The sequence below is a fragment of the Micromonospora sp. LA-10 genome, from assembly GCF_051853095.1.
Classification (GTDB): Bacteria; Actinomycetota; Actinomycetes; order Mycobacteriales; family Micromonosporaceae; genus Micromonospora; species Micromonospora echinospora_A.
The window spans coordinates 415,371-435,284 of sequence record NZ_CP195710.1 but is presented as its reverse complement, the minus strand read 5'-3'; the positions used below and the strand labels follow the sequence as shown (position 1 = coordinate 435,284).

26 protein-coding genes and 1 pseudogene are annotated in these 19,914 nt (G+C 72.2%); 10 read left to right on the top strand and 17 right to left on the bottom strand.

What is annotated here, in order from left to right:
- Positions 1–35 precede the first annotated feature (35 nt).
- The 3 genes from ACSDG8_RS02120 to ACSDG8_RS02110 are packed head-to-tail and all read right to left on the bottom strand — an operon-like array spanning position 36 to position 3,183.
- The gene (locus ACSDG8_RS02120) at positions 36–875 is read right to left on the bottom strand and encodes a sugar phosphate isomerase/epimerase family protein (protein ID WP_439427592.1); all 840 of its coding nucleotides are present in this window, start codon (positions 873–875) and stop codon (positions 36–38) included.
- Positions 872–2,035: a dihydrodipicolinate synthase family protein gene (locus tag ACSDG8_RS02115; RefSeq protein WP_439427591.1), complete on the bottom strand. Its 1,164-nt coding sequence runs from the start codon at positions 2,033–2,035 to the stop codon at positions 872–874. The genes ACSDG8_RS02120 and ACSDG8_RS02115 overlap by 4 nt, the downstream gene beginning before the upstream one ends.
- Complete coding sequence (locus ACSDG8_RS02110; RefSeq protein WP_439427590.1) at positions 2,032–3,183, bottom strand: Gfo/Idh/MocA family protein; 1,152 nt, start codon at positions 3,181–3,183, stop codon at positions 2,032–2,034. Before ACSDG8_RS02110 ends, ACSDG8_RS02115 begins: the two co-directional genes overlap by 4 nt.
- Positions 3,184–3,285: 102 nt before the next feature.
- Here ACSDG8_RS02110 and ACSDG8_RS02105 point away from each other — a divergent pair, with 102 nt between their 5' ends.
- Entirely contained in the window at positions 3,286–4,308 is a 1,023-nt protein-coding gene (locus ACSDG8_RS02105) for a LacI family DNA-binding transcriptional regulator (protein ID WP_439427589.1), read from the top strand.
- 39 nt (positions 4,309–4,347) lie between these two features.
- On the top strand, positions 4,348–4,857 hold the full coding sequence (locus ACSDG8_RS02100) for a pyridoxamine 5'-phosphate oxidase family protein (RefSeq protein WP_439427588.1): 510 nt from the start codon (positions 4,348–4,350) through the stop codon (positions 4,855–4,857).
- A gap of 82 nt (positions 4,858–4,939) precedes the next feature.
- Here the strand turns inward: ACSDG8_RS02100 and ACSDG8_RS02095 are convergent, their stop codons facing one another.
- The 4 genes from ACSDG8_RS02095 to ACSDG8_RS02080 all read right to left on the bottom strand — a co-directional run bounded on the left by ACSDG8_RS02095 (position 4,940) and on the right by ACSDG8_RS02080 (position 8,750).
- Positions 4,940–5,170 carry a hypothetical protein gene (locus ACSDG8_RS02095; RefSeq protein WP_439427587.1) on the bottom strand — a complete coding sequence of 77 codons (231 nt, stop codon included), beginning with the start codon at positions 5,168–5,170 and terminating at the stop codon, positions 4,940–4,942.
- A complete protein-coding gene (locus ACSDG8_RS02090) occupies positions 5,155–5,562 on the bottom strand; it encodes a methyltransferase domain-containing protein (RefSeq protein ID WP_439427586.1) in 408 nt (135 codons plus the stop codon). The genes ACSDG8_RS02095 and ACSDG8_RS02090 overlap by 16 nt, the downstream gene beginning before the upstream one ends.
- Before the next feature lie 112 nt (positions 5,563–5,674).
- Positions 5,675–6,619: a sugar phosphate isomerase/epimerase family protein gene (locus ACSDG8_RS02085; RefSeq protein WP_439427585.1), complete on the bottom strand. Its 945-nt coding sequence runs from the start codon at positions 6,617–6,619 to the stop codon at positions 5,675–5,677.
- Positions 6,620–6,638: 19 nt separating this feature from the next.
- Positions 6,639–8,750 carry a PQQ-dependent sugar dehydrogenase gene (locus ACSDG8_RS02080; RefSeq protein ID WP_439427584.1) on the bottom strand — a complete coding sequence of 704 codons (2,112 nt, stop codon included), beginning with the start codon at positions 8,748–8,750 and terminating at the stop codon, positions 6,639–6,641.
- 223 nt (positions 8,751–8,973) lie between these two features.
- Between ACSDG8_RS02080 and ACSDG8_RS02075 the strand changes: the two genes are divergently transcribed.
- Positions 8,974–9,387 carry an NUDIX hydrolase gene (locus ACSDG8_RS02075; protein ID WP_210898993.1) on the top strand — a complete coding sequence of 138 codons (414 nt, stop codon included), beginning with the start codon at positions 8,974–8,976 and terminating at the stop codon, positions 9,385–9,387.
- Here the strand turns inward: ACSDG8_RS02075 and ACSDG8_RS02070 are convergent.
- Both ACSDG8_RS02070 and ACSDG8_RS02065 read right to left on the bottom strand, forming a co-directional pair.
- A complete protein-coding gene (locus ACSDG8_RS02070; RefSeq protein WP_439427583.1) occupies positions 9,384–10,274 on the bottom strand; it encodes an arginase family protein in 891 nt (296 codons plus the stop codon). The genes ACSDG8_RS02075 and ACSDG8_RS02070 overlap by 4 nt on opposite strands.
- Positions 10,275–10,315: 41 nt before the next feature.
- Complete coding sequence (locus tag ACSDG8_RS02065; RefSeq protein ID WP_439427582.1) at positions 10,316–11,047, bottom strand: class I SAM-dependent methyltransferase; 732 nt, start codon at positions 11,045–11,047, stop codon at positions 10,316–10,318.
- Positions 11,048–11,152: 105 nt separating this feature from the next.
- On the opposite strand from ACSDG8_RS02065, the gene ACSDG8_RS02060 reads away from it, so the two are divergent.
- Genes ACSDG8_RS02060 through ACSDG8_RS02040 form a run of 5 tightly spaced genes read left to right on the top strand, consistent with a single transcriptional unit; the run spans position 11,153 to position 13,405 of the window.
- On the top strand, positions 11,153–11,581 hold the full coding sequence (locus tag ACSDG8_RS02060; RefSeq protein ID WP_439427581.1) for a YbaB/EbfC family nucleoid-associated protein: 429 nt from the start codon (positions 11,153–11,155) through the stop codon (positions 11,579–11,581).
- A complete protein-coding gene (locus tag ACSDG8_RS02055) occupies positions 11,578–11,889 on the top strand; it encodes a WXG100 family type VII secretion target (protein WP_439427580.1) in 312 nt (103 codons plus the stop codon). The genes ACSDG8_RS02060 and ACSDG8_RS02055 overlap by 4 nt, the downstream gene beginning before the upstream one ends.
- Before the next feature lie 6 nt (positions 11,890–11,895).
- Positions 11,896–12,384 (top strand): hypothetical protein, encoded by a 489-nt coding sequence (locus tag ACSDG8_RS02050; protein ID WP_400321176.1) that lies wholly within the window; start codon positions 11,896–11,898, stop codon positions 12,382–12,384.
- Positions 12,377–12,934, top strand: a complete 558-nt coding sequence (locus tag ACSDG8_RS02045; protein WP_210898981.1) for a hypothetical protein — start codon at positions 12,377–12,379, stop codon at positions 12,932–12,934. Before ACSDG8_RS02050 ends, ACSDG8_RS02045 begins: the two co-directional genes overlap by 8 nt.
- Positions 12,935–12,937: 3 nt before the next feature.
- Positions 12,938–13,405 (top strand): hypothetical protein, encoded by a 468-nt coding sequence (locus ACSDG8_RS02040; RefSeq protein WP_210898979.1) that lies wholly within the window; start codon positions 12,938–12,940, stop codon positions 13,403–13,405.
- 86 nt (positions 13,406–13,491) lie between these two features.
- Here the strand turns inward: ACSDG8_RS02040 and ACSDG8_RS02035 are convergent, their stop codons facing one another.
- From ACSDG8_RS02035 to ACSDG8_RS02015, 5 genes are all read right to left on the bottom strand, one after another.
- On the bottom strand, positions 13,492–15,387 hold the full coding sequence (locus ACSDG8_RS02035) for a DNA/RNA helicase domain-containing protein (protein ID WP_439427579.1): 1,896 nt from the start codon (positions 15,385–15,387) through the stop codon (positions 13,492–13,494).
- A gap of 127 nt (positions 15,388–15,514) precedes the next feature.
- Positions 15,515–15,850, bottom strand: a complete 336-nt coding sequence (locus tag ACSDG8_RS02030) for a nucleotide pyrophosphohydrolase (RefSeq protein ID WP_439427578.1) — start codon at positions 15,848–15,850, stop codon at positions 15,515–15,517.
- A gap of 20 nt (positions 15,851–15,870) precedes the next feature.
- Complete coding sequence (locus ACSDG8_RS02025; RefSeq protein WP_439427577.1) at positions 15,871–16,530, bottom strand: response regulator; 660 nt, start codon at positions 16,528–16,530, stop codon at positions 15,871–15,873.
- Complete coding sequence (locus tag ACSDG8_RS02020) at positions 16,527–17,681, bottom strand: sensor histidine kinase (RefSeq protein WP_439427576.1); 1,155 nt, start codon at positions 17,679–17,681, stop codon at positions 16,527–16,529. The genes ACSDG8_RS02025 and ACSDG8_RS02020 overlap by 4 nt, the downstream gene beginning before the upstream one ends.
- Positions 17,681–18,517, bottom strand: a complete 837-nt coding sequence (locus ACSDG8_RS02015; RefSeq protein ID WP_439428024.1) for a lysostaphin resistance A-like protein — start codon at positions 18,515–18,517, stop codon at positions 17,681–17,683. Before ACSDG8_RS02015 ends, ACSDG8_RS02020 begins: the two co-directional genes overlap by 1 nt.
- Positions 18,518–18,720: 203 nt before the next feature.
- Between ACSDG8_RS02015 and ACSDG8_RS02010 the strand changes: the two are divergent.
- A pseudogene (locus ACSDG8_RS02010) lies at positions 18,721–18,954 on the top strand (class I SAM-dependent methyltransferase); the annotation flags it as partial.
- Here ACSDG8_RS02010 and ACSDG8_RS02005 read toward each other — a convergent pair.
- On the bottom strand, positions 18,864–19,070 hold the full coding sequence (locus ACSDG8_RS02005; RefSeq protein ID WP_439428086.1) for a hypothetical protein: 207 nt from the start codon (positions 19,068–19,070) through the stop codon (positions 18,864–18,866). The pseudogene ACSDG8_RS02010 and the gene ACSDG8_RS02005 sit on opposite strands and share 91 nt — an antisense overlap.
- Positions 19,071–19,163: 93 nt before the next feature.
- On the opposite strand from ACSDG8_RS02005, the gene ACSDG8_RS02000 reads away from it, so the two are divergent.
- Positions 19,164–19,358 (top strand): hypothetical protein, encoded by a 195-nt coding sequence (locus ACSDG8_RS02000; protein WP_439428085.1) that lies wholly within the window; start codon positions 19,164–19,166, stop codon positions 19,356–19,358.
- Here ACSDG8_RS02000 and ACSDG8_RS01995 read toward each other — a convergent pair whose 3' ends face one another.
- Positions 19,359–19,589: a hypothetical protein gene (locus ACSDG8_RS01995; RefSeq protein WP_439427575.1), complete on the bottom strand. Its 231-nt coding sequence runs from the start codon at positions 19,587–19,589 to the stop codon at positions 19,359–19,361.
- A 118-nt stretch (positions 19,590–19,707) separates the two neighbouring features.
- On the bottom strand, positions 19,708–19,914 hold the full coding sequence (locus tag ACSDG8_RS01990; RefSeq protein ID WP_439427574.1) for a DUF4926 domain-containing protein: 207 nt from the start codon (positions 19,912–19,914) through the stop codon (positions 19,708–19,710).

Genomic DNA, 19,914 nt, shown 5'->3' with positions numbered 1-19,914 from the left:
TGATTTATCCGACAGGCCGGACTCGTGACGCTGGGTCAGTCGGCGAGCACCAGATCCACGTACCGGGCGGTCATGGTGGCGAGCACCTGGTCCGGGTCGGTGGCCCACACCTCGGCGTTGAAGATCTCCACCTCCACGTCGCCGGAGTATCCGGCAGCCTCCACCGCGCGGCGCAGCGGCGGGAAGTCGATGTGCCCGTCGCCCATCATGCCGCGCCCGAGCAGCACGTCGGCCGGGAGCGGGGTGAGGAAGTCGCAGACCTGGAAACTCGCGATCCGTGTCCCGGCGCGGGCGATCTGCCGCCACACGTCCGGATCCCACCAGACGTGGAACGTGTCCACCACGACGCCGACCTGCTCGGCCGGGAACGCCTCGGCCAGGTCGAGCGCCTGCCCGAGCGTGGACAGCACCGCCCGGTCGGCGCAGTACATCGGGTGCAGCGGCTCCAGCGCGAGGCGTACCCCGCGCTCGCCCGCGTACGGCGCCAGCTCGGCCAACGCGTCGGCGACCCGCTGCCTCGCGCCCGGCAGGTCACGGGAGCCGGGCGGCAGGCCGCCGACGACAAGCACCAGGCAGGCGGCGCCCAGCTCGGCGGCCTCGTCGATCGCGCGGCGGTTGTCGGCGAGCGCCGCGGCCCGGCCGGCCTCGTCGGCGGCGGTGAGGAACCCGCCCCGGCACAGCGACGACACCCGCAGCCCGGCGTCCGCGACGAGCCGCGCCGCGGCCGGTACGCCGATCTCGGCCACCGGCTCGCGCCACAGCCCGATCGCCGGGATGCCGGCGCGCACACAGCCGTCGACCGCCTCGGCCACCGACCAGCGTTGCGTGGTGCGCTGGTTGAGTGACAGCTTCGCCAGCCGCGGGTCGGCGCTCATTGCGGCACGCCCGCCACGTCCAGGTACGCGCGCATCCGCCGCGCCGAAAGGCCCGGGTCGAGCAGCAGCCCGGCGGCGTCGGCCAGTCGGAACGCCTCGACCAGGTGCGGGACGCCGCGCCCGCCGTGCAGGCCGCCGACCATTGTGAAGCCGGGCTGCCGGCCGTTGAGCCAGGACAGGAACGCGATGCCGGTCTTGTAATACGGCGTGGGCGGGGCGAACAGGTGCCGGGACAGCGGCACCGTCGGATCCATGACGGCCCGGAACCCGGCCGGGTCGTCCGCGTCGAGTCGTGCCAGCGCGGCCGACGCGGCCGGGGCGATGGCCGCGAACGCGCCGAGCAGCGCGTGGCTGAACCGTTTCCCGTCGCCCTCGATCAGCTCCGGGTAGTGGTAGTCGTCGCCGGTGTAGACCTTCACCGCCGGCGGCAGCAGTTCCCGCAGCCGCACCTCCCGGGCGGCGTCGAGCAGCGACACCTTCACGCCGTCGACCAGGCCGGCGTGGGCGTGCACCAGCGCGACGAACGTCGCGGTGGCCTCGTCCAGGTCGGTCGAGCCCCAGTAGCCGGACAGCGCCGGGTCGAACATGTCGCCGAGCCAGTGCAGCACCACCGGCGCGCCGGCCTCCCGCAGCACCCGCTCGTAGACGCGCAGGTAGTCCTCCGGGCCGGCGGCGAGCGCGGCGAGGTGCCGGCTGGCCATCAGCACCGGCGTGGCGCCGTACTCCTGCACGACCGCGAGCTGCTCGGCGTACGCGGCGACGACCTCGTCCAGCGTGTCGGGGACGCCGGTGAGCTGGTCGGTGCCCACCCCGGCGACGATCCGCCCGCCGCAGGAGGCGGCCTCGGCGGCGCTGCGCCGGATCAGCTCGCGGGTAGCCGCCCAGTCCAGCCCCATCCCGCGCTGCGCGGTGTCCATCGCCTCCGCCACGCCGAGACCCCACGACCACAGGTCGCGCCGCACCGCGAGCGTCGCGTCCCAGTCCAGGCCCGCCGGGCGGCCGGGGGAGTTGTCGGCGTACGGGTCGGCGACGACGTGCGCGGCCGCGTACGCGATCCGGCTGGCCGGCGGCGCGGACGGCCGCTGCCAGGCGGGCGGTTCCCGCAGCGTGAGCCGTTCGGTGCCGCCGTCCGGGGTGGGCAGCGTGACGTACGTGCTCACCGGGGGATCTCCTCGATCTGCACCCGCCGCCCCTCCCGGGCCGAGCGCAGCCCGGCCTCGGCCAGTTGCACGCCCCGGGCACCGGCGAGGAAGTCCCACGGGAACGGCTCGTCGTCGACGACGTGCCGCAGGAACGCCTCCCACTGCACCTTGAACCCGTTGTCGTGCTCGCCGTTGTCCGGCACGGTCTGCCACTGTGCGCGGAACGGCTCGGTGACCGGCAGGTCGGGGTTCCACACCGGCATCGGGGTGGTGCCCCGGTGCTGGATGCGGCAGTCGCGCAGCCCGGCGACAGCGCTGCCGTGCGTGCCGTCGACCTGGAACTCGACCAGTTCGTCGCGGTGCACGCGGACCGCCCAGGACGAGTTGATCTGCGCGACGATGCCGCCGGCCAGTTCGAAGATGCCGTACGCGGCGTCGTCGGCGGTGGCGCGGTAGCGGGCGCCGTTCTCGTCGACGCGCTCGGGGATGTGCGTGGCGGTGACAGCGGTGACGGCGGTGACCGGGGCGATGATCTGCTCCAGCACGTAGTGCCAGTGCGGGAACATGTCCAGCGTGATGCCGCCGCCGTCCTCGGCGCGGTAGTTCCAGCTCGGACGTTGCGCGTCCTGCCAGTCGCCCTCGAACACCCAGTAGCCGAACTCGCCGCGCACCGACAGGATCCGGCCGAAGAAGCCGCCGTCGACCAGCCGCTTGAGCTTGCGAAGGCCGGGCAGGAACAGTTTGTCCTGCACGACGCCGTTGCGGACGCCCTTGGCGGCGGCGAGCCGGGCCAGCTCCAGCGAGGCGAGGAAGTCCTCGGCGAGCGGCTTCTCGGTGTAGACGTGCTTGCCGGCCTCGATCGCCGCCCGGATCGCCTTCTCCCGCGCGGCGGTCACCTGGGCGTCGAAGTAGATCTGGTGGGCGTCGTCGGCGAGCGCCGCTTCCAGGTCGCATGTGTATGACGACAGCCCGTGCCGTTGCGCGATCTCGGCCAGGCGGGCCTCGTCGCGGCCCACGAGGGTCAGCTCGGGCCAGATGCGTGTGCCGTCCCGCGCGGGCACGCCGCCCTGTTCGCGGATGGCCAGCAGGGACCGGACGAGGTGCTGCCGGTAGCCCATCCGCCCGGTGACGCCGTTGAGGATGATCCCGACGGATGTGCGCTCCACTGTGCCTCCCAGCGGTGAATGCGCTTTCAGTAAGCGCTTTCAGGGTGCTACCGTAGCCACGCCGGAACACCGGGTCAAGACGTTCCGCAGGGAGACACATCGATGCCGCACGTGACGCTGGAAGACGTGGCCAGAGCGGCCGACGTGTCCCTGGCCACCGCCTCCCGGGCGCTCAACGGGCGGCGGGTCACCCCGCACCTGCACGACCGCGTCCTGGCCGCCGCCGCGCGGCTCGCGTACACCCCGAACGCCCACGCCCGCGCGCTGGCCGGCGCGTCGCACCGCAGCGTCGGCGTGATCTGCCACGACGTCACCGACCCCTACTTCGCCGCCGTCGCCGGCGGCGTCATGCGGGTCGCCGCCGACAACGACCTGCTGGTCATGCTCGCCAGCACGTTCCGCGACCCGGAACGCGAGATCGCGTACGTGTCGATGCTGCGCGCCGAACGCGCCCCGGCCATCCTGCTCATCGGCTCCGGCTTCGAGGACCCGCGCTGGGATCGCGCGCTGGCCGCAGAGCTGACGCCCTACCTCGACGGCGGCGGCCGGGTCGCAGTGGTCAGCCGGCACCGCAACCTGAAGGTCGACAGCGTGCTGCCGGAGAACCGGGCCGGGGCCGCCGCGCTGGCCCGCGCGCTGCTCGGCCTCGGGCACCGCCACTTCGCCGTGCTCTCCGGCCCGTCCGAACTCACCACCGTCGCCGACCGGTTCGGCGGGTTCCGCGACGAGCTGGCCGCCGCCGGCGTGACGCTGGCCCCGGCGGCGGTGGCCGAGGCGGAGTTCACCCGCGACGGCGGCTACCAGGCGATGACCGAGCTGCTCGGCCGTGGGCTCGACGCCACCTGCGTGTTCGCGCTCACCGACGTGATGGCCGTCGGCGCGTACGCGGCGCTGCGCGACCACGGGCTGTCCGTGCCCGGCGACGTCTCGGTGGCCGGCTTCGACGACATCCCGATCGTCCGCGACCTCACCCCGCCGCTGACCACAGTGGCGCTGCCGCTGCGGCAGCTCGGCGAGAAGGCGATGGAGCTTGCGCTCACCGAGAACCCGGGTCGCCGCCGGCGGATCACCCGCCTGCCCGCGGAGGTGGTGCTGCGGGCCAGCACCGCGCCGGTCGGCGCCTGAGCCCGGCCGGTAGGGTGCCGCCATGATCGAGGACGCCCCGTGCCGTTGACGAACCCCTGGCTGAGCGGGCCGACGCCGACGAGGAAGCTGGACCGGGACCGCCTCGCCGAACGCATCCTCAACCTGCTGTCGTCGCAGAACATGTGCGTGCTCGCCACCGCCGGGCCGGACGGCTCGCTGGCCACGCCGGTGCGCTACTACCCGCTGGACTTCACGCTGATGTTCACCGCCGCGCCGCGCTCGCCGAAGATGCGCAACATCGCCGCCGACCCGCGCGTGTCGGTCGGCGTCTTCGCGCCGCTCGTCGGACTGGCCAGCAGCCGCGGCGCGCAGGTGTTCGGCACCGCCCGGGTGCTCGGCCCCGAGCATCCCGACCGCGCCCACTACTGGGCGGCGTTCCGCTGGGAGAACGAGCACGCCGAGCGCGGCCGGTCACTGGCCGAGCCGCCCGAGGACCCGCTCGTCGTGATCGAGGCCGATCGGATCGTCTACACCGAGCACTGGCTGCGCCGCGAGGGCTACGCCCCACGCCAGCACTGGCGTCGCTGACGCCGCTCGCCGCTCGCCGTTGGGTGGAACGCCACGTGTGTCATCCGGGCCCGGAGACACCCACGGCGTTCCACCGGACGCGCTACGGGCCGGCGGGGGAGCGGGTGGCGCGCAGCAGGTTGCCGGCCAGCCGCAGGTCCGCGCCCTCGACCTTCGCGAGCACGTCGATCGGCTCGACCGTCACGTGCGTCCAGAGCGGCTCCGGAAACGCCGCGCGCAGCGTGCCGGCGTCCAGGCCCCAGCCCTGGCCCGCCTCCGGCGACACCGCCAGTACGAACACGGCGCCGCCGGGCGCGGTCAGGCGCGGCAGCAACGCCAGGTAGTCTCGCGTACGGCGGCGCCCCGCCGGTCCAGGGAGTGCAGCAGCCCGGAGTCGAACACCGAGTCGTACGGCGTCGGCGGCACCGGGATCGCCGTGGCGTCGCACACCTCGAAGCGCACCGGCAGTCCCGCCTCGGCGGCCCGGGCCCGCGCCTGACCGATCGCCACCGGCGAGAGGTCGACACCCGTCACGTCGAGGCCGCGGCGGGCCAGCTCGAGCGCCAGCTCCCCGGTGCCGCAGCCGACGTCGAGCACGCGCGGCCCGCGTACCCCGGTGTCGAGGACCGCGGCGAGCGCCGGCTGCGGGCCGCCGATCTCCCACGGCGGGCGCTCGGTGTCCCGGTAGAGGCGGTCATAGTGGACGTCGTCCGGCTCCTCGGTCATCGCGTACCCCCTCGGTCGGTGCGTGACCCCGTGCCGAGCGTGTCACGTCCGACGGCGGTCGTGCGCCCGCCGAGGCCGGCGGTGGGCCGGCCCCGGCGGGTACGCACGCGCGTCAGAACCGCAGGCGGCGCAGGTAGCGGTAGCCGACCTCGGCGGTCTGCTGCGGCGTCACGTCCGGCGTGTCGTTCTCCACGATGTACTCCAGCACCTGGTGCCCGCGGAAGATCCGGGCGAAGTCGATCATCCCGGTGCCCAGGTCGGCCATGTCGCCGGTGGCCGGATCGCGGTCCTTGACGTGGTACTGCAGTACCCGTTGCGGCGCCGAGCGGATCACGTCGAGCGTGAAGCCCTCCGGGTCGGCGACGCCGTCGCCGGAGTTGATGCCGCCGGTCACCGCCCAGTAGATGTCGATCTCCAGGTGCACCAGGCGCGGGTCGAGTTCCTCGGTCAGCACGTCCCACGGCCGCCGGCCGTTGCCGAAGTCGATGGTGAACTCGTGCGCGTGGTTGTGGTAGCCGTACCGCAGGCCCGCCTTGCGCGCCGCGGCGGCCTCCACGTTCATCTGCTCCGCCCAGCGCTTCCAGTCGTCCTCGCGGTCGGAGTTCAGGTACGGCACCACCATGAACCGCTGGCCCAGCGTACGGGCGTTCGCGATCTTCTGCTCCAGCCCGGCGGCGTCGGCGGCGATGCCGTCGTGGCTGGAGCTGGCCTTGATGCCGATGCGGTCCAGGAACCGGCGCAGTTCCCGCGCGGTACGCCCGAAGTAGCCGAGCGCCAGCTCCACCCGGGGGTAGCCGATGCGGGCCAGGTGCGCCAGCGTGGCGTCGTAACCGGGTGAGCCGTTGAGCGCGTCGCGGACCGTCCAGAGCTGGAGGCTGATCATCTCCTTCGGCACCGGACGCCGGCCGTGGTGATGCCCGCCGCCGGCCTGCGCCGCCGTCGCGCCCAGCCCGGTGGCCAGGCCGACGCCGGCGAGGGCGGCAAGGGAGCCGCGCAGCAGGCCACGCCGGTCCAGCGACTGCTCCAGCGCGGCGTGTCCGTCATATCCGTAGCACATGGTCGTACTCCTTCCGAGGTCAGGCGGACGGGACCAGGACGACCTGGTCGGTACCGGTCAGCGCGGGCAGGCCGTCGCTGCCGGTGTCGGTGTAGCTGGCGACGAAGACGCCGGTGAGGTTGTCGGTCTCCGGGTCGTGGCCCTCCGGCACCGTGGTGGTGATCGAGCCGGTGCAGCCGCTGGCGGTGGTCTGCGGGTGGCCGTGGCTGTCGTGGCCGAGGATGTAGGTGACGGTGACGCGGGCGCAGTCCACCGGCTGGTCGTCGGTGACCCGCACCTCGAAGCTCACCGTGTCGCCGAAGGAGAACGGCTGACCCTCGACCGGGTTGACCAGCTCCACCACCGGCGTGGCGTTGCCGACCGCGATCCGCACCTCGGTGGACGCGGACCGGCCGACCCGGTCGGTGACCTTCAGCGTGGCCCGGTACAGGCCGTTCTCCCGGTAGGTGAACGTCGGGTTCGGCGCGCGCGAGTCCACCCGGTCGTCGTCGTCCAGGTACCACTCGTAGCGCAGCGCGTCGCCGTCGGCGTCGGTCGTGCCCGCGCTGGAGAAGCTGACTGTCAGCGGGGCCACCCCGGCGGTGGGCGTCGCCGACGCCTGCGGCACCGGCGTGTGGTTGCCGGTGAAGCCGATGTGATCGATCCGGGCGAGCTGCGCGTCCGGGTTCTCACTGAAGTAGCCGTCGCCGTACTCCAGCACGTAGAGCGCGCCGTCCGGGCCGAACTCCAGGTCCATCGGGTTGTCGAAGACCACCGAGGGCAGCACCGGCTCGATCCCGGTCACCGCGCCGCGGGCGTCCTGCCGGAACGCCTTGACGTAGTCGCGGGTCCACTCGTGGAACAGCGGCAACCCGTCGTAGTACGACGGCCAGGCCACCGCGGTACGGCCCCGGGTGGCGCGGCGGTCGAACTCGTACGCCGGGCCGGCCATCGGGCCGATGCCGCCGTCGCCGAGTTCCGGGAACTGCGGCGAGATGCCATAGGTGTACGCCACCTGCGGCTTCTGCACCGGCGGCAGCTCGCGCAGCCCGGTGTTGTGCGGTGACTCGTTGACCGGCGCGGCGCAGTTGAACGGCGCGCCGGACTGCCCGGTGGCGAAGTCGTAGTCGACGTAGGGCAGCGCGTCGGTGGCGCAGTACGGCCAGCCGAAGTTGCCGGGCTTGCGGGTGGCGAGCCACTTGCCGTGCCCGGACGGCCCACGGTTCGGGTCGGCGGCGCGCGCGTCGGGGGAGTAGTCCGCCACGTACAGCTCGCCGGTGGCCCGGTTCAGCTCGATGCGGAACGGGTTGCGCAGGCCCATCAGGTAGATCTCCGGGCGGGTGGCCGGCGTGCCCCGGCGGAACAGGTTGCCGTCCGGAACCGTGTACGACCCGTTCGACCCCACCCGGATGCGCAGGATCTTGCCGCGCAGGTCGTTGGTGTTGGCCGAGGTGCGCTGCGCGTCGTACGCCGGGTTGCGGCCGGGCCGCTCGTCGATCGGCGTGTAGCCGCCGGACTCGAACGGGTTGGTGTCGTCGCCGGTGGACAGGTAGAGGTTGCCCTTGGCGTCGAAGACGATGTCGCCGCCGACGTGGCAGCAGATGCCCCGGTCCACCGGCACGTCCAGGATTTTCTGCTCGGTACGCAGGTCGAGCTTGTCCTTGACCAGCCGGAACCGGGACAGCCGCAGCACGCCGGCGAACGGCGCGAAGTCCTCCGCGGTGCCCCAGCCGGGCGCGTCGCCCTCGTTGACGCCGGGCGTGGCCGGGTCGTCGACGGGCGTGTTCATCGGCGGCGAGTAGTAGAGGTAGACCCAGTTGTTGCCGCCCCGCCCGAAGTTCGGGTCGACGGCGACGTTCTGCAGGCCCTCCTCGTCATGGCGGTAGACGTCGAGCGTGGCGGCGATCGTGTTGCGGCCGGTGGCCGGGTTGTGCAGCCAGACCTCGCCGGCGCGGGTCACGTGCAGCACCCGGCGGTCGGGCAGGACCGCCAGATCCATCGGCTCACCGGGGCTGTCGTTGAGGGTGACCTTCTGGAAGTCGCTGTCCGGCGGCGGTGCGGCGGCGCCCGGCGCGGCGGTGGCGACGGTGGGGGTGGCGACGAGGGCCGTGGCGGTGAGAGTGGCCACGGCGAGCGCGAGTCGTCTGGTCAACTGCCTCTCCTTGCTGGGGACGGGTCGGGCAGGTACTCCTTCGCGGACTAATGCGGGCACGGCGGGACGCCACGCCGGGAGGTGGGAGGAGTGGGGGCGAAACGTCATCGCCTGCGGCCGACGCTACAAAAGCCATGTCGATATGTCTATAGCTTTCATTGACGCTGAAAGAACTTTCGTCGCTCGTGGACGAAAGTTGGGTGACGCATGGCATGCTCGGGTCGTGGCCAGCTACGACGTCGCTCTCGTCCTGCTCGTCGACCCGACCGGCGCGATCCTCATGCAGCACCGCGACGGCAACGCGCCCGTCTCCCCGTACCAGTGGAGCCTGCCCGGCGGCAGCATCGAACCCGGCGAGACACCGGAGCAGGCCGCCCGCCGCGAGCTACGCGAGGAGACCGGACTGACCGCCGGTGAGCTGCACCTGCTGTGGAGCGGCCCCCGCCCGCACGAGGACGGCTTCGCGCACACCGTCACCGTGTACGTGTTCCGCGGCGCCACCGACGCCCGGCAGGAGGATGTGGTGCTCGGCGAGGGTCAGGCGATGGTCTTCGTGCCCCGCGACGAGGTGCTCGACCGCGAACTGGCGGTGAGCGCCGCGAAGGTGCTGCCGCTGCACCTCGCGGAAACCGCCTAGCGGCCGGTCAGCGCCCCGGCCAGCACGCCGGCGAAACGGGGGAGCAGCTCGTCGTCCGGCAGATGATCCGGGTTGATCTCGGTGACCGACAACCCGGCGAAGCGCGGGCTCGCCACCAGCTCGGCCAGCGTGGCCGCCGCCTCGTCCAGGCTCAGCCCGGACGGCTCCGGCACGTCCGCCAGCGGCGCGTCCACGAAACGCAGCACGTCCACGTCGAAGTGCACCACGAACCTGTCGGCCGCGCCCTCGGCCACCGACCGGGCCCGCCGCGCCGCCGCCCGCGCGTCCGCGTGCACCTCGTCGGCCGGCACGTAGGCCAGCCCCAGCTCCGCCACCAGATCGAACTCGTGGTCACCGGGCGGCAGCGAGTCGCCGTACACCACCACCCGCTGCGGGGACAGCAGCGGCGTCACCGGCCCGACGCCCGCCACCTCGGGCAGCGTCCCCGGCAGGCCCAGCATGTGCGCGAGCCCCATCGCGTCCAGGTTGCCGTTCGCGCGGGTCACCGGCGTGTACAGATCCGGCCCGCCGTCCACGTACACTAGCGCGGGCGACATCCCGGCCCGCGCGCACCCGGCGACCAGGCCGACCGTCACGGTGCAGTCGCCGCCGAGCACCAGCGGCGCGCGCCCCCGGCGCAGCGCCGCCGCGACCCGGTCGGCCACCGCCGAGGCGACGGCGGCCACCGCGCCCGCGTTCTGACCCCTCGGGTACGCCGGATCGGGCCGCCACCGGAAGCCCGGCACGTCACCGGAGTCCTCGACGTCGGTGCCCAAGCGGTCGAGCAGGCCGGCGGCGCGTAGAGCGGCCGGGGCACGCTCGACACCGGGGGTGTGCGCGCCGGCGCTCGACGGCGCACCGACGACCGTCCACTCACGAAGACCCACGCCTCACCCTAACCGGCGCCGACGGCCGCACGATGCCCCTGTCAGCGCAGCACCAGCAGGTCCAGCGCGTCCACGACCGGCCCGACGTCCACCTGCGCCGCCGCACGCAACCGTCGCACGCCCGCGGCGTACTCGTCGTCGGTGATGAGCTGAAGCGGCGTGTGCGCCTCCCGGCGCAGCCCGGCCGCCGCCTCCCGCAACGACAGCGCGGTGACCTGCGGGACCTGCTCGACCACCGCGGTGCTGAAGCCGGCGTCCAGGAAAGCGGCCTCGACCTCGGCGACGCTCGGGAACGTGTCGAGCACCCGCACCGCCTCCGGAAAGTACCGGAACAGCGTGATCGCCTCGTGGCGGCCGGCGAACGCGGACCGGATGAGCACCGGCGCGCCCGGCCGCACCACCCGGCGCAGCTCACGTGCCGCCCCGGCCAGATCGGGTACGTGGTGGACGACGGTGGACAGCCACGCGCCGTCGACGCTGCCGGCGGCCAGCGGAAGGTGGGCGGCGTCGCCCGCGACGAGCGGCGCGAACGCGCACCGGGCGCGCATCGCCGCCGACGGCTCGACCGCGACCACGTCGACGCCGGGAAACCAGGAGGTGAAGACGCGGGCCCAGCTGCCCGTGCCGGCGCCCAGGTCGAGCAGCCGAATGCCGGGACGCGGGGCGAGGTGGCGGGTGACGGCTGACCGCCAGGCGGTGAGGCCGTCGTCGGTGAGGTGCCGGGTCGCGGCGAACGCTTCGGCGTCGGCGTCGTGGTACGCGATGCGGGCCATGCCGACGAGCCAACTACACGGTGACTAATCACGCAGTCCCCGGGCGGCCGTCGTGCCACGTTCGGGGCCCTCACCGACCGTGCCGGGCTGGTATCTTGCCGTGTCGTGGCGAGCGAACGTGAAGTGTCGAACCTGGACGGTCTGCTCACCGAGGCCCGGCGGGCGCTCGAGGTGGTCCGGTCGGGCGGCGCCGGCCCCGCCGAACCGGAAGCGGCGCAGACCGCGACCGGTACGGGCACCGCCGCCGACGGCATGGTCTCGGCCACCATCACCGACGGCCGGTTCGACACCCTGGTGATCGAGCCGCGACTCATGCGGCTGCCCGCCGCTGAACTGGCCGAGCACGTGACGTCGGCGGTCAACGCGGCCCTGGACGACCTGCGCAACCATCGGCGCGACAGCGAGCAGTCCGCCGATCTCGACGCGCTGGCACAGAACCTCGAGGTGGTCCAGGACCGCTCGATCCGCCAGATGACGCAGATGAGCCACGCGCTGCGCGACGTCGTGGCGCTGCTTCAGGAGCCCCGCCGATGAAGCCGCTGGACGTCGACCCGGAGCAGGTACGCGCGGCCGGCACCGGCGTACGCGCCGTCGCCGACCAGCTCGATGCGCAGTGGCGCGAACTCACCACCGGGGCCGCCGCCATGGGCGACATCTTCGGCGGCGACGACGTCGGCGGCCTCATCGGCGCCTCCTACCAGGGCGCCTTCGGCATCGCCGAACGATCAGTCACCTCGGTCGTCACGGCGCTCACCGGATTCGGCGACGGCCTGGTGCGGATGGCGGACGCGTACGACCGGATCGAGAGCGACAACGCCGACCTGTTCCGCCGGCTGGTCTGAGCCGCGATGGGCATCCAGATCCCGGGCGAGCTGTCCGCCCTGCTCAACGAACTCGGCTACACCTGGCCGGAGAGCGACGAGGAATCGCTGTTCGCGCTCGGCCAGAGCTGGATCGCGTTCGGCGCGCAGGCCGACGGCGTCGCCGCCAGCGCCGCCGCGGCTGTGCAGGCCCTGTCCGGCAGCCACGGCATGGCGCTGGACGCCTTCCGGGCCCAGTGGGACGACCCGGAGTCGGCCAGGGAGGTGCTCGCCGGGCTCGGTCTCGGCGCCCGCGCGGTCGGCGCCGCGCTGATCGTCTGCGCCATCGCCGTCCTCGCGTTGAAGATCAACGTCATCGTGCAGCTGACCCTGCTGATCATCGCGATCGCACAGGCCATCGCCACGGCCGGCCCGACGTTCGGCGCGTCGCTGCTGGAGGTCCCGCTGTTCAAGAAGCTCACCGACATCGCCATCGACATCCTGATCGACCAGGCACTGGAGATCGTCCTTGGGTAGGCGGGGCCGGAAGGCGTCCGGGGACGCCGCCTCCGGCCTGATCGCCAAGGCCGCCGCGGCGTCGATGCGCGAGGCGAAGCAGGTCGGCGGGGAGGTCGCCGACGACGCCGCCGAAGCCGCCCGCAGAGCCGTCCCCGGGCCGGCCGGGAAGATCCCCCTCAAGCCGCCGCACCCCCGGCACAACCTCGACAGCATCCGCCCGAAGAACCCCTCCAAAGAGGTCAACACCGTCGTCCTGCCCGGCACCGACGTGCAGAAGGACCTCGACGACATCGCCGCCGGCCGGGCCACCTGGGACCCGAACCGCCAGCGGTACGAGGTGAACGGGCGGACCTACGCCGTCGAGCCGACCGGCACCGTCTTCCCCGAAGCCGGACCCGGCCTGGTGCAGTTGAACCGCGCCGAGTACGGCGCGCTGAAGGAGTACATTGCCGCTGGCGGCGACATCGACAAGGCGAAGGCCGCGATGGCCCGCAACCCGTTCCTGACCGAGGCGGCGCAGGAACGTGCGCTGGAGGTCTTCCGCAAACACAAGAGCTACCAGGAGTAGAAGGTGCAGTACCAGATCCACTTCGAGGGCGAGCTGCCGGCGGACGCCCTGCGCCGCTTCCTGCACCAGGAGTACGGCGTCGCGCCGGAAGCCGTCTACGTCGGGCGGATCGAGGACCGCGCCGTGGACGACCCGCGCCCGGTGGCGATGCTGACACCGCCCGACGAGGACGAGGGCTTCGGCTGGATCCTGACCGGCGACACCGAACTCCTCGACGCCACCGGCCAGGGCGAGCGGGACCTCGCCGTCACCCTCGCCCGGACCTTCGGCGTACGGGCGCTCGTCGACGACGGCAGCATCCACCCCGACCGGTGGCTGCTGGTCAGCACCGACGGCAGCAGCGGGCGGGTGCTGACCGATGAGGACGCCGCCGCCGACGGGGACCTGCGGATCGTGCACGCGCTGGAGCCGATCAGCGGGGAGCCGCAGCTCGCCGTCGTACCGCCGCCGGACTGGGCCCGCGACTGGTGACCCGCCGGGTCCACCGCGCGGTCGCGTACCCGGTGCCGCATGCCGAACAGGGCGGGTGATCGAACCAGCTTGCCCCTCCGGGGGTCTCAGCCGCCGCTCGGCTCGTAGACCGTCTCGAGACCACGCTTCACGCGGACCAGCGAGCCGAGCCACGCCCTGGTCTCGGCGTCCGTCGAGTACAGGATCGTGCCGCGCATGCCTCGCGTCATCAGCACCTTGTAGGTGTTGCGGATCAGACGGTCCGCCTCCGCGTCGCTGAGCGTCTTCGTGCTGCGGAACGAGGGATCCTTCGACTCCGCCCGCCGGGTGACGAGCCGACCGTCCCGCGCCACGAGGTCGGTTCCGAGGATGACACCGGACCACTCGTACTCGAAGCCCTGAGCGGTGTAGACGCAGCCCACCTGGCCGAAACCGTGCGGATCGGTGGCCCAGAACGCGCTGCCGGGCGCGTCACCGACGCTGCGGTCGCTCTTGACGTTCCAGGGCCGCGCCCAGCCGCCGATCCGCACGTCGGGGACCAGGGAGTCGTCCGGTAGCGGGTCGCTCCACTTCCAGCAGTACCCGGCCGACATCCGCGCCGTCTCCCCGGCCGCCTGCTTCGCGGCCAGGAACGCCTCCATCTCCTCGGGCGAATCGGCCAGCCGCAGGTCGAAGCGTCCGTCTCCGGCCCACACCGACGGCTTGCCGCCGTCGAGGCCGAGCAGGTCGACAACCCATTCCTCGTACGCCTCGCTGCCGCCGCACCGGAACTGGTCGTGCAGCGACACCACCTCGACGTCCAGGTTCAGCTGCTTCGCGTACGTGGAGATGACCTCGACGTTCCCCAGCTCGCCCGGCTTGACCACCTGGTGCTCGTCGAGCAGGAAGACCGGCACCCGGGCGGCGGCGATGAGTTCGTCGATCTGCGGCCGGGCACGGTCCCGCTTCGCCTTCGGGGTGAACCGGTTGACCGACGTCTCCCGGATCCGGTGAGCCTCGTCGCAGATCAGCACGTCGAGGCCGTTGCGCTCGGCGGTCATGAAGCTGTTGAAGTAGCCGAACAGGTTCTTCAGCCGGGTCGAACCCTTGCCCGCGTAACGCCGCAGCGTCTGGGTGAACGAGCGGGAGCCCGTCACGTGCATGACCGAGCGCTGCTGCCGGGCCAGTTCGCCGAGCACCGACAACGCGATGACGCTCTTGCCGCTGCCCGGCCCACCGGCCACGACCACTACCGACTTGCGGTCGGCGCTGCGCGCACGCTCCACGGCGTGCAGCACCAGCTCGTACGCCAGACGTTGTTCGTCGAGCAGGGTGAAGTGGGACCGGTCCTTCAGCTCGGCGGCGGCGTAGGAGAGCAGGTGCTTGCTCGGGCGTACCGAACTGGTGAGGAAGCGGTCAGCGGCGGCCGCGCCGGAGCCGGGCGCCAGGTGGCTGCGGAGATAGTCGAGGAACTGGCCGCGGCGCTGCTTGGTGAAGATCCGGCTCTGCTCCGTCGGCCGGCGGCCGAACAGGTCGTCGACGTCGCGGTCGACGGCGTTGTGCAGGTAGGCGGCCCCGACGATCGGGTTGCCCGAATGGGCGAGCACGCCGAGGAAGTCCGCGAGGTACTCGCAGTAGTCCTCGACCTGCACGCCCGGATGCAGCCGAGGGGCGGCGGCGTGCTCGACCAGGACCAGGCTGTCGGATTCCTCGTACGACTCGACCCGGGACCACTGCTTCAACTCGACCACGACGTAGGAGTCCTCGGCCGTCTTGGGATGTGTTCCGGCGAGGACGACGTCGATCCGCTTGCTGGTCAGCGGGAGCTGGTACTCCACCAGCATCTCGACCTGCCCCAGACCCGCGTCGGCGAGATCCTGGGCGAGCACCGGCAGACTCCGCTCCCAGGACCGCCGTTCGGAGGCGCTCACGTTGTGCCCGATGTGCTCCGCGATCCGGTCGGCGAGGGCGCCACCGGCCGCGTAGCGCAGAAGTCCGTCGGCGGAGGTGCGAAAGGCTGACACGACTTGCCCCCGGGCAGCACGAAATGATCGTGCGCATGGGGGCGTGTCCGGCGACGACCGGAAGCCCGTCGTTACGCGCTTGTACGGGTGGACTGTAGCGGAGAGATCATCCGCATGGCACGCCCTGCTACCGCTTGGCCGCGGAGCCCCTGACGTCGTCGGCGGGATAGCGGACCGCGACCTCGGCCAGCTTGGTGAGTGCGGCCTCCTCCAGGTCGATGCCGAGGACGTCCGCCAGCCTCGTCAGGTAGATCATGACGTCGCCGATCTCCGCCCGCACACGTGCGCCCGCCTCGCGGTCGTCCATCACCGTGGCGGCCTGCTCCGGGGTCAGCCACTGGAACTCGGCGATCAACTCCCCGACCTCGCCGGCGAGTGCCATCGCGAGGTTCTTCGGCGTGTGGAACTGCTGCCAGTCACGTTCCTCCGCGAACGCCCGTACGCGGGCCGTCAAGTCGTCCACGCGGGCAGTCTGACACGCGCTCAGGTGACCAGGCCGGTGCGGTACGCGTACACCACCGCCTGCACCCGGTCCCGCAGGTCCAGCTTCGTCAGGATCCGCGATACGTACGTCTTCACCGTCTCCTGACTGATCACCAGCCGCGCCGCGATCTCGCTGTTCGACAGCCCGTCGGCGATCAGCCGCAGCACCTCCAGCTCACGCGGCGTCAGCCCCACATCCGCCGGCGTGCCCTCGGCCGGGCGGATCCGCGCCGCGTATCGGCCGACGAGCTGCCGCGTCACCTCCGGCGCGAGCAGCGCGGCGCCGGAGGCGACGGTGCGGATGCCGTGCAGCAGCTGCGCCGGCGGGGCGTCCTTGAGCAGGAACCCGCTCGCGCCGGCGCGCAGCGCCTCGTAGACGTACTCGTCGAGGTTGAACGTCGTCACCACCAGCACCTTGACCGGGTGGGCGACGCCCGCGCCGGCCAGCAGGCGGGTCGCCTTGATGCCGTCGAGCACCGGCATGCGTACGTCCATCACCACCACGTCGGGCCGCAGGCGGGCGGCGAGGTCGACAGCGGCGCGGCCGTCGCCGCACTCGCCCACCGCGGTCATGTCCGGCTGCGCGTCGATGATGGTGGTGAATCCGGTACGGATCAGCGCCTGGTCGTCGCAGATCAGCACCCGGATCGGCGCGGTCACGACGCGCTTCCGGTGGGGATGCGCGCGCGGACCACGAAGCCGCCGCCGGCCCGAGGCCCGGCGTCGAACTCGCCGCCGAGCACCGTGACGCGTTCGCGCAGCCCGGCGAGGCCGCGTCCGCTTCCGCCCGGACCCGCGGTGCGCGTGCCGGGGCCGTCCGTGCTGATCTCCACCGTGATCTCCCGGTCGCCATGGTGTACGTGCACAGCGGTGGGGCGGCCGTGTGCGTGTTTGAGGGCGTTCGTCAGCGCCTCCTGCACCACCCGGTACGCGGCCACCTCCGCGCCGCCGGTCACCTCCGCCGGGGTGCCCTGCTGCGTGAACTCGACTGGTTGCCCGGCCTGCCGGGTCTGCTCCACGAGGGTGTGCAGTTCGCCGACCGACGGGGCGCGTGGCTCCGTACCGTGGTCGGGGTTGAGCACGTCGAGCAGCAGCCGCAGGTCACCGATGGCGCGGCGGCCGGTGTCGGTGATGGCAGTCAGCGTGGTGTCGAGGCGGTCGGGCGCGGCGGTCAGGTAGCGGGCCGCCTCGGCCTGCACCACCATGGCCGTCACGTGGTGGGTCACCACGTCGTGGAGTTCACCGGCGATGCGCGAGCGTTCGGCGGCGCGGGCGGTCTCGGCGACGTGCCGGCGGCGTTCGGCCTCGGCGAGGCGGTTCTGCCGCAGCCACGACCCGGCGCCCCAGGCGAGCGCCAGCAGCAGGTAGAACGTGGTGAAGCCGACCACACCCTCGGTCGACCCCTGCCGGTCCAGGATGACGGCAAGTCCGGCGTACGCGAGGGAGCCGGCGAGCACCGCAGTACGGCGGCCGCGGTCCAGGTGGGCGCCCGCGCTCAGCAGGGCGATGGCGAGCGCGGTGCCCGCGAAGGTGTGGTACGCGCGTACCTGGTCGATCGCGAAGCCGAGCGACACCAGGGCGAGCGACAGCGCCGGACGGTTGCGGCGCAGTGCCAGCGGAAGGCACTCCAGGGCGATCACCACCACTATGAGCGCGTCGAACGGCCGCGCGGGCAGGTCGCCGAGCTGCGTACCGATGCCACGCAGCGGTGGGGTCACCGACGCGAGCGCGATCACCAGCGCGAGCGGGAGATCCCGGACCGTGACGGGCCAGCGCCGCCACGAGTCCGGGAACATCCGTCGGGTGATCATCAGGAGACCGTAACGCTCTCCGCCGGCGCCTCGGCCGTGCGGCGGCGGCGCGTCACGATGTGGCCGCGGCGGTGGGCCAGCCAGAGGAAGACAACTGTGAGCGCGGCCCCGGCCGCCACCGTGTAGAGGCTGCCCTCCGGACCGAAGTCGCCGCCGCTAAGCAGCATCGAACCCGACGTGCTGGCATCAAGCAGCCCCGCTGAGTCGCCGTTGCCGGAGACGACGACGCTGAAGACGCCGCCGGCGGCGAAGTTCCAGCCGAAGTGCAGGCCGATCGGCACCCACAGGTTGCGGGTCGCGGCGTAGCAGGCCGCCAGCATGAACCCGGCCTCGATCGCGATGGCTGTCGCGCCCCACAGGCTGGCGTCCGGGTTCAGCAGGTGCATCAGGCCGAACAGTACGCCGGTCAACAGCAGCGACAGCCACGTACCGAGCCGTTCCTCGACCAGGCGGAACAGCAGGCCGCGGAACATCAGCTCCTCGGTCACCGCCGCGGCGGCCATTAACCCGAAGATGCCCACCGCGCCGGACACCGAGCCGAGACCGTGTACGTGGTAACCGCCCATGAGGGCGATGTTCACGATGACCGCCGCGAACATGGCGAAACCGATCAGCACCCCGCGATTGAGCCTTGCGGCCGCGCCGTCCCGGGCCAACTCGGTAACCTCGCGGCGTTCGGTGCGGCGCACCACCCACCCGTACACCAGGATCGCGGCCGCGGCGGTCGCGACGCCGAGGATCAGGCTGAACCAGGCGTTGTCCTGTACCGCGAGGACCGCCCGGCTACCGACGAGACTGACCGCGACGACGGCCAGGAACTGCTTCACCACGCGCATGACGTTTCCTTCGAGAGGTTCGCGGCCGGAGCGCCGCGGTTCACCTGAAACGCTATGGATTCGCAGGCCGGGAAACGTCACCGCGCGGTGGACACTTGCGGGTAGCTCGCACGGGGGGCAGGCGCTTTGGCCGAGGCGTTTTCGGGACGTGCCCTGAGCAGAACCGCTGGCCTTGTGACGGCCGCGGCGGGCAGGCTGCCGGCATGGCGACGGGCTTCGGCGGTGAGGTGGCGACCTACTACGCACGGCATCGGCGCGGCTATCCGCCCGAGGTGCTCGACGCCCTGGCGGCAGCGTTCCGTCTCGGCGCCGACGACACGGTGGTCGACCTCGGCTGCGGCACCGGTCAGTTGACCCTTCCGCTGGCCGAGCGGGTGGGCATGGTCATCGGCATCGACCCGGAACCGGACATGCTGGCGCTCGCCCGGCGAACCGCCCTCGACCAGGGCAGGGCCAACGCCACGTGGGTGCTCGGCAGCGACAGTGACCTGCCCGCGTTGTCCCGGCTGCTCGGCGGGCGGAGGGTCGGCGCCTGGAGCGGATGGTCGGTCACCCGTGCACCGGAAGATGTCAGACCGACGAGGACGGGCGGCGGCGCAACCGGGAGGCGCTCGTGGGTGCCGGATATCGGTACGAGGAGACGGCGGTGCTGTACGAGGCACCGCTCACGGTCGACGACATGGTGGGCGGCGTCTTCTCCGCCATGTCGGCCGAACATCTGCCGACCGAACAGAAGCGCGAGTGCTTCGCCGTCGAGCTTCGAGATGCGCTCGGCGGGAGGACAGAGGTGGTCGAGAGTGTGCGGGTCTGGTTGCAGTGTGGCGTGCGCGACGAAGGCTAGCTAGCTCGCGAAGAGCATCCGTTGCGGAAAATCGCCCTGGTCGAGCCAGGCGTCGACGATCTTTGCGGTGATCGCGCTGGCGGCGGCATTGAAGTCGCCGTGCTCGACTCGCGCCAGCAAGGTGTGCGGGTCGATGACGAGGATGCGGTCGAACCGGTCCTCGAAACCGAACGCGTAATGCACCTCGTCCGCCGGAGCGTCGATCCGCCGGGCGGCCACCATCATGCCCATGTCGCCTCTCTGAACCTCGCGCAACTCGTAGTCGTAACCCCGGCATCGAGGCGGAGAGCGTGCAGAACGATGAGGTCGGCGGCCGTACTTCCTCACCCTTCGGACCAGTTGGCGACTGCTAGTCGGCCCTAGTGGTGTCGACCTGCTGGATCTTGTCCGGTGTGAGGGCCAGAGTGCTGACGGTCCGACCCTCCTGATCGGCAAACTCCACCTCGTAAGCGAGGTCGGGCCGCTGGAATACGTGAACAATCGTGCCGACCGCTCCGGCGGGAAGGTTCTCCTCGGGCACGGCGTCCCTGAGTTCTACCAGGTCGTACAGGTCCAC